This is a genomic window from Pricia sp. (assembly GCF_041745955.1).
Taxonomy (GTDB): Bacteria; Bacteroidota; Bacteroidia; order Flavobacteriales; family Flavobacteriaceae; genus Pricia.
On the sequence record NZ_JBGTHY010000229.1, the window covers coordinates 1 to 8,274 of the forward strand.

The 8,274-nt window shown below is 45.0% G+C and carries 6 protein-coding genes; all 6 read left to right on the plus strand.

Annotated elements, in window-relative coordinates; all coding sequences use genetic code 11:
• On the plus strand, window positions 1–267 hold a 267-nt coding region (locus ACEW8S_RS08390; RefSeq protein ID WP_373517710.1), incomplete at its 5' end, for a TolC family protein.
• A 66-nt stretch (window positions 268–333) separates the two neighbouring features.
• Window positions 334–1,584 carry an efflux RND transporter periplasmic adaptor subunit gene (locus ACEW8S_RS08395; protein ID WP_373517711.1) on the plus strand — a complete coding sequence of 417 codons (1,251 nt, stop codon included), beginning with the start codon at window positions 334–336 and terminating at the stop codon, window positions 1,582–1,584.
• 85 nt (window positions 1,585–1,669) lie between these two features.
• Window positions 1,670–2,365: an ABC transporter ATP-binding protein gene (locus ACEW8S_RS08400; protein ID WP_373517712.1), complete on the plus strand. Its 696-nt coding sequence runs from the start codon at window positions 1,670–1,672 to the stop codon at window positions 2,363–2,365.
• A 116-nt stretch (window positions 2,366–2,481) separates the two neighbouring features.
• Window positions 2,482–4,080 (plus strand): serine hydrolase, encoded by a 1,599-nt coding sequence (locus ACEW8S_RS08405; protein WP_373517713.1) that lies wholly within the window; start codon window positions 2,482–2,484, stop codon window positions 4,078–4,080.
• Window positions 4,081–4,292: 212 nt separating this feature from the next.
• Window positions 4,293–6,695: an ABC transporter permease gene (locus ACEW8S_RS08410; RefSeq protein WP_373517714.1), complete on the plus strand. Its 2,403-nt coding sequence runs from the start codon at window positions 4,293–4,295 to the stop codon at window positions 6,693–6,695.
• Between the two features lie 27 nt (window positions 6,696–6,722).
• Window positions 6,723–8,274 (plus strand): ABC transporter permease (locus tag ACEW8S_RS08415; RefSeq protein WP_373517715.1); only part of this gene is annotated, 1,552 nt, incomplete at its 3' end.

Consider the following 8,274-nt stretch of genomic DNA (forward strand, 5'->3'; position numbering starts at 1 on the left):
CAGGCCATTCAGACCTTGGTACAGGATTACAATTCATTGGTCGTAGAGTATGAACAAAGCACCCAAAAGATGGAAGCCCAAGAACTGGCCTTTACCATCGCCCAAAAAAGGTACGAAAAGGGACTGATCAACGCCTTGGAACTTTTTACCGCCAAAAACCTATTTGCCGGCGCACAGAACGAGAACCTTCAGGTACGCCTGAAATCGGAGATAAACAAAAGTACTTTGGATTTTTACAGGGGACTGCCGGTGTTCGATATAGAATGAGGGTTAAATGATTAAAGTTAAACAGATTTCCGCCTTCGCAAAAAGGACAAAAAAGAATTATAAAAAATGGACATACAATTAGAAAAGAAAAAAGGACTCCGCCCCAAACACTACGGCTATATCGCCTTGAGCCTGCTCATACTTTTTGCAGGCTACCAATTGATATTCGCCAGTTCGGTCTCTACTTTCCGCACGGAAAAGGACAAGCTTTCGGTAGCGGAAGTTACCCAGGGCAAGTTCGACGATTACATCACCATCAACGGCAATGTGGCCCCGATCGCTACTATTTATATGGATGCCTATGAGGGCGGCCGTGTCGAGGAAAAGCTCATCGAGGAAGGCGCCATGGTGAAGAAAGGCGACATTATATTGAAATTGGAGAACATGAACCTGTACGAAGATATCCTTCAAAGCGAGAGTAACCTGGCCCTGAAGCAGAACGATCTGCGCTCGACGAAATTGCAGTTCGATTCACGACAGGTAGATGGCCGAAAATCATTGGCCACGGTGAGCACCGACCTTCAAAAATCCAAACGGAATTATGAGCAGAACGAGGCGCTTTATAAGGATGAGTTGATTTCAAGGGAAGAATATCAGATATCGAAGGAAAACTACGAGCTATCCCAGAAACAATACGACATCGTAAAACTACAGACCGAGAACGACGAAGAACTGCGAAAAACTTCCCTGACCGGACTGGATGCCGATCTGGAAAGGATGCAAAAAACCCTGGGCATGGTCTATCAACGCTTGGATCATTTGAACGTCCGCGCCCCCGCCGACGGCCAGTTGGGCTTCTTGGATGCCGAAATCGGGCAAAGCATCGCCCAGGGCGAACGTATCGGCCAGATCAACGTACTGACCGATTACAAAATCGAGGCGACCATCGATGAACACTATATCGACCGCGTCGTCCGGGACCTGACCGCTGTGCTCGACCGTAACGGCGAGGAGTATCCCTTACGTCTTCGCAAAATATATCCCGAAGTCCGCAATGGAAAGTTCAAGGTCGACCTCATTTTTACCGATAGTAGGCCTTTGACCATCCGTACCGGACAGAGCTACAACATCAAGTTGCAGTTGGGCGAATCAAACGAGGCCCTGTTGCTTCCCAAAGGCAGTTTCTTTCAAAGCACCGGCGGTCAATGGATATTCGTCGTCGGCCCGGATGGTGAGGAAGCCCTAAAGCGGAACATCCGAATAGGAAAGCAGAACTCCCGATATTATGAAGTGTTGGAAGGCTTGCAGGATGGGGAGAAGGTGATTACGAGTAACTATGATAGTTTCGGGGAAGCCGAGAAGATAGTTTTGAAATAGAATGTCACATCGAGCAGCTCGACTACGCCTGTGCCGAGCGCAGTAGAGATATCTTTATATAAGAATACCTAAAATCAATACAAATATGATACAGATCCAAGATTTAAAAAAGAGCTTCCGAACGGAAGAAGTGGAGACCTTGGCCTTGAACAAGGTAAACCTCAAAGTAGAGGACGGGGAGTTCGTTGGCATTATGGGGCCTTCGGGCTGCGGTAAGTCCACCCTGCTGAATATCATCGGCATGCTCGACAACCCCACAGAGGGAAGTTACAACTTTGCCGGTAACGAAGTAGCAGGGCTAAAAGAGAGCCAACGTACCCAACTGCGGAAAGGGAATCTAGGTTTCGTTTTCCAGAGCTTTAACCTGATCGACGAGCTTACCGTTTTCGAAAACGTAGAGCTGCCTCTTATATATTTAAAGGAAAACAAGACCAGCCGCCGCGAGAAGGTCATGAAAGTGTTGGAACGGATGAAAATCGCCCATCGCGAAAAGCATTTTCCACATCAGCTATCAGGCGGACAACAACAGCGGGTCGCCATTGCCAGGGCCGTGGTCACCAAGCCCAAACTGATCTTAGCCGATGAGCCAACCGGTAACCTAGACTCCAAAAACGGACTCGAAGTCATGAACCTGCTCACCGAACTGAACCAAGAGGGCACCACCATCGTGATGGTCACCCACTCCGACCATGATTCGCATTTTGCGCACCGGGTGGTTAACCTGTTCGACGGGCAGATTGTTACGGAGAGCCATAATCGTGCTATGGAAGCGCGGGTGTAGTTAGGAGTTTATTCATCAATTCATGCTGAATTTAGTTCAGTATCAAAGAACAGACCTATCAGGTCTATCGCCTAATCAACGATAGCGATCCGAAGTTGTTCGCCTCCCGCGGAAAAATGGAACTTGACAGCTCTGCAGAAAGTGTAATAGTGAGTTTATTCATCAATTTATCGCGCGTATTTTTATTTTACCCAGCATTTGAAAAATCAAGTATGAAAAATTATAAAACAGTTAAAAAAACCCTAATCACATTTTTATGCCTCACATCTACTTTTCTTCTTGGACAAGTTGAAGAAAACTCGGATTTATATGAAACCATACTCTCAAAAGACAGCCTTTTATTCGATGTGGGTTTCAATACCTGCGACATTCGCCAATTTGAAAATTTACTGAGTGCCAATCTTGATTTTTTACACGATAAGGACGGTATTTCAAACAAGAAGGAATTTTTATATAATCTAAGAAACGGATTGTGTGGTTCGCCGGACAAATACCAATCCAGAAGGGAGTTAATTAAGGAAAGTACCCAAATTTTTCCGCTTTATAAAAATGACACCGTTTATGGGGCAATTCAAAATGGGACACATCGATTCTATGAAACGATAGCGGGAAAACAAGAAAATTTTGCCAGTTCCGCAAAATTTACAAATGTTTGGCTTTTAGAAAACGGCCAATGGAAACTTACTAAAAGTCTAAGTTATGATCATCAAACGGATTTTGAAATTACTAGTGCAACTTCCATTTTCGATAATGACAAAGAAATGGGGAAATGGTTAAAATCACACAATATCCCGACTTTAGGAATTGGAATTATTAATAGCGGCAAACTTCAACAGATAAAGGTATTTGGCGAACTTGATAAAGGAACAACCGCACCTTACAATACAATTTTCAACGTAGCTTCTCTAGCCAAGCCCGTAACAGCAGTGATCGCATTAAAGCTCGTCAGTTTGGGCAAGTGGGATTTGGACGAGCCAATATTCAACTATTGGACCGATCCTGATGTTGCCGATGACCCAAGAAATAAAAAATTGACCACCCGACATATTTTGAGCCATCAAAGCGGTTTTCCTAATTGGAGATATTCGGATAAATCGAAAAAGTTGAATTTTCAATTTTCGCCGGGCACACAATACCAGTATTCGGGAGAAGGAATGGAATACTTGAGAAAAGCTCTGGAAAGTAACTTTAAGAAGTCGTTGAATGAAATGGCGACCGATTTGATCTTCGAACCCTTATCAATGACCGACACCCGATATATTTGGGATTCAACTACGGATGATACAAGATTTGCCAAAGGGTTTGACAACCAAGGCAATTCTTATGAGACGGTTAAAAATGGAACACCCAACGGAGCGGACGATTTATTGACTACAATCGAGGATTATGGAAAATTCCTGGTCAGCGTAATGAACGGGGATGGAATTTCGGAAGAAGTATTTGCTGATATGACATCACATCAAGTAGAAAGCACAAAAGGAAAACATTTTGGACTTGGTTTTGAGATTTACGATTTCAAAGACGGCCAATATGCATTATCGCACGGTGGCGCTGACAAGGGCGCTCAGACAATTGTATTCATATTTCCCGAGACCAAAAACGGTCTGATACTTTTTACCAATGTCGATGACGGTTACAAAGTCTATGAAAAGTTGCTGGTTCATTACTTGGGAGAGAAAGGAAAAGAAGTGATGAAAATAGAAACATCGGAGTAAAAACGGAGGGTGACAATGCTATAGCAAATATAGCGTCAAGTCCTATTTCCATTGGCTTGAGCCTATTTGCGAGCGCCGCCAAGTCTTTTGATTTAACAATTATGAGATAAAGACAAACACAAAACACTAAAGCTTCGACTAAGGGCTAGTGGGAAAGGTCAGCGCAGTCCGACCGCCCTATTTCAGAAGCTGAGACTCTAAAACAAATGATCATGCTTCAGACCTATTTAAAAATCGCCTATCGAACGCTTCTAAAGAACAAATGGTATTCCGCCATCAACATCGGCGGTCTGGCCATTGGCATGACCTGCTTTCTAATGATCGCCATGTTCGTGAAAAACGAACTGTCTTACGATACCTATCATGAGAAGGGCGACCGGATTTATAGGGTGGTGCATCATAACAGCGCCGTTAATTCCGAGGATAAATGGATTTGGGGCAACGCCCCCGTAGGCCAGGCATTAAAAGCCGATTTTCCGGAGGTTCTTGAAACGGTGCGGTTTTCGGGGAGGTCGGATGTGATGTTGGAATACAACAACAAATCATATCAAGAAGGCAATTGTTTTTATGTCGATGAAACGGTTTTCGACGTGTTCAGTTGGCCGCTGACCTCGGGCAATTCCAAGACTGCGCTAGAAGCACCTTATTCCGCAGTCCTTACCGAAAGCACTGCAAAAAGGTATTTTGGCAACGAAGATCCTATGGGCAAGACTTTAGTTGGGGTAGGGGGAAGGGCTGACGACGGCATATACACAGTAACAGGTATCATGAAAGACGTACCGGAGAATTCCCATTTTAGCTTCGATGCCCTCTTTTCCATGAGTTCTTTTTATCAGACGAGACCGGGTATATTCGATGCTTGGGGTTATGTAGATTTCTACACCTATTTTTTAGTGGATAAAAATTTCGATCAAGCCACATTCCAGACAAAAATGCCAGAATTCTTGAAACGAAATCGCCCTGCCGATGAAATGGAATACTTTTATGACCTTTCCTTCGAACCACTGAAGGATGCCTACCTGCTATCAAGTGCGGAACGCCAGCCCGGGGTCAACGGAAGCATTTCCAATATCTATATTTTTTCGCTCATCGGTCTTTTCATACTCGTCATTGCCAGCATCAACTTTATGAACCTCGCCACGGCACGTTCGTTGGAAAGGGCAAAGGAAGTCGGCGTGCGAAAGGTGATCGGCGCCGATAAAGGGAATTTGGTGCGGCAGTTTCTTGGTGAATCGTTGCTAATGGTGCTTTTGTCGGCCGCTTTGGGTTTTTTTTTGGCAATAGCCTGCTTAAGAGGGATGGGCCAAATCACCGGTAAGCACTTTTCGATGGCCGACATCACGGATACCCGAACCCTTCTTCTATATTTCGGAACGGCCTTGTTTACGGGTTTGCTAGCAGGAAGCTATCCCGCTTTTGTGCTTTCCAGTTTTAAGCCTGTAAGCGTTTTAAAAGGAGTTTTTCGGACATCCCAAAAAGGAATCAACCTAAGAAAAGGTCTGGTCATCTTCCAGTTCAGTCTTTCCATTGCCTTGATTGCGGGCACCTTGATCGTATATTTCCAGTTGGGCCATATGCTGAAACAGAATTTGGGTTTTGACAGGGAACAACAACTGGTCATTGACTATAACTACGACAGTGAAGTGAACAATCGTTTGGAAACGGTCAAAAGCGAATTTGAAAGTCTTCCCGATGTGAAATCCGCCGCAGGGTCAAGAACAGTGCCGGGAGGTCATTTTCCGGCAGCCGGAACCGAAATCGAGACGGCATCAGGGCAGATGGAGCATTTTGAACCTTTTGTCTACGAGGTCGATGTAGATTTTATTCCGCATTACAATCTGAAAATGGCGGCTGGAAGGCCGTATTCAAGGGAATTTCCTGCGGATACCATTTCGTCCTTGGTCATCAATGAGGCGGCTGCCAGGAGTTTTGGATATTCCAATCCCTCGGACATCCTAGGTAAAAAATTCCAACAATGGGGCAAGGAAGGGGTCATCGTCGGCGTCGTGAAAGACTTTAACTACCTATCTCTCCATCAAAAAGTGGCACCTCTGACGCTGCGGTACCAACCCTTTGCAAGTAGATATTTATCCTTAAAAATACAATCCAAAAATCTCCCCAAGGCCATTGCCGATATCGAACAAAAGTGGGCGGCATTGGCGCCACACCGCCCCTTTCTTTATAGTTTTATAGACACTTCGTTCAATGAACAGTACGAGGCGGATATCAAGTTCAGGCAACTCTTCACCATCTTTTCCTGTCTGGCCATTCTTATTGCCTGCCTTGGTTTGTTGGGCTTGGCGACCTACAGTGCCATGCAACGGACCAAGGAAATCGGGATCCGAAAAGTACTGGGCGCTGAGGTCGGAAGCATCGTAAGATTATTGTCCACAGACTTTATAAAACTGGTTGGCATCGCGATTCTGGTCGCCACACCCTTCGCCTGGTTCGCTATGTCGAAATGGTTGGACGGTTTTGCCTATCACATGGATATGAACATATGGATTTTCGCCCTTGCAGGCGGTATCGCGTTGCTTATTGCGGTTGTGACGATGAGCTTTCATGCGGTGAAAGCGGCGAACAGGAATCCGGTGAAAAGTCTGCGGACGGAATAAATCAATCGAATCAAAAAACGAAAAATCATGTTCAAAAACTATCTAAAAATCGCTTGGCGGAACCTCTGGAGGCAAAAAGGCTTCTCTCTGATAAATATTGGAGGCCTCGCCATCGGCCTTACCGCTTTCTTTTTGATTCTGTTGTACGTTTCCTTTGAAATGAGCTACGATAATTTTCATACGAAAGGAGATAATATTTATAGGGTAGTGACCGATATGCAAACCCCTACGGATGTCAACGAAATCGACCGGCCGTCAATTGCCGTACCACCACATTTGGAAAAGGAGTTCGAGGAAATAGAGAAAGCGGTTCGGGTGATGGATATTACACTTGATATCCGTAGGAACGATATCAAGTTCAAAGAGCCCAATGCCATCGCTGTGGATTCCGCCTTTTTTGGGGTTTTCGATTTTGAACTAACCCAAGGGGATAAACGAAGTGTGCTCAAAGAACCTTTTAGCATTGTTCTTACCGAGGAGGCGGCCAATAAATATTTTGGCAACGGCCCGGCGATAGGGCAAACCCTGAAAATTAAAAACGAGGATATTGACGACCGTAATTTTACGGTAACCGGAATCATGGAGAAAATGCCGGCCAATTCACATATTCAGGCCGATATTCTTATTTCTATGACTACCTATTCCCAAGGCGTGATGCCGGAATTTGACAATCTATGGGGGTTGTACGATCCTTCCGCCTACGTGCTTTTGAATCCTGCAAGCGACCCAAAACGTCTGGAATCCAAATTTCCCGATTTTATCGAAAGAAATATCGGAGAAGATCTCAGGAGCGATAAAATGTCTGTTGCACTATCTCTTGAACCTTTGAAAACAGTGTATTTGAGCTCTACCAGAGGTGGAAAAATCAGTGGGGATATCAATCTCATCTACATATTCTCCGTGGTCGCCCTGTTTATTCTGATCATTGCCTGTATCAATTTCATCAACTTGACCACGGCAAGGTCCGGGGAAAGAGCTAAAGAGGTCGGTGTTCGCAAGGTGATAGGTGCCGGAAAATGGCAGTTGGGCTTTCAGTTTATTGGCGAATCCGTTATCATCTGTATAATCGCCTTCATTTTTACGGTGCTGCTAACGGTGCTTGTGCTTCCACAATTTTCCGTTTTAGCGGGTAAGACCATCGTAACCAGTGTTTCCGACATATCGGGCCATTTCGCAGTACTATTTTTAATCGCCCTTGCGGTGGGGGTTCTCGCTGGATCTTATCCTGCTTTTGTCCTCTCTTCCTTTAGGCCGGTAAGTGTTCTAAAGGGCAGTTTTTCGACCGGAAACAAAGGGGTCTCGCTACGTAAGGTGTTGGTGGTCGCACAGTTCAGTATCTCTATAGCCCTGATGGTGGGAACCGTGGTTATTTACAACCAAATGAACTTTATGCAGCATCAAGAACTTGGTTTCGATAAAGAACAGCTAGTGGTTATGGAAACCGACATCTCCCCGCAACTCGATGTGCTAAAAGAGGATCTGAAAAAACTACCGGGCGTGGTCTCGACCGGACTTTCATCTAGTGTTCCTGGAATCTCAAACAACTCGGCCTATTCCATTATAGAAAACAATATGGGCG